1 protein-coding gene and 1 pseudogene are annotated in these 397 nt (G+C 62.5%); both read left to right on the top strand.

Translation table 11 applies throughout. The features are described from left to right. Window positions 1-261: pseudogene (locus KVP70_RS33385) on the top strand (iron ABC transporter substrate-binding protein); the annotation flags it as partial. Further along, the coding region (locus KVP70_RS35500; RefSeq protein WP_217946730.1) for a PepSY domain-containing protein at window positions 197-397 on the top strand (201 nt) is incomplete at its 3' end. The pseudogene KVP70_RS33385 and the gene KVP70_RS35500, both read left to right, overlap by 65 nt.

The following is a 397-nucleotide window of genomic DNA, read 5'->3' as shown; positions in this document are numbered from 1 at the left end:
AATCTGACCAGCGCTGCCATTGCGAAACACGCGCCACATCCGGATGCCGCACGAAAGCTGCTCGAATTCCTGGTGACACCTGCGGCGCAGCGGATCTTTGCCGCCGCCGAGCTGGAATATCCTGTGCTTGCCGAGGCGGAGCGTGCTCCGATCGTTGCCGAGATTGGCTCGTTCGCCGCCGATACGCTGCCGATCGATGAGGTCGCCGGACAACAGCAAGCTGCCATCGCGCTCATCGGGAAGGTGGGTTTCGATGAGTAGGCCGGGGAACAAGATCAGGGCGTCTCTGTTCCAGGTCCACTCCATCGCGGGCCTCGTCCTCGCGCTGCTGCTCGCCCTGATCGCGCTGACCGGTTCGGTCATGAGCTTCGAGGACGAGATCGTCGAACATCTGAAC

The sequence above is a fragment of the Duganella violaceipulchra genome (genome assembly GCF_019166075.1).
Lineage (GTDB): Bacteria > Pseudomonadota > Gammaproteobacteria > Burkholderiales > Burkholderiaceae_D > Rugamonas > Rugamonas violaceipulchra.
The sequence above is the reverse complement of the archived record's forward strand: the minus strand, read 5'-3'. Positions and strand labels throughout refer to the sequence as shown.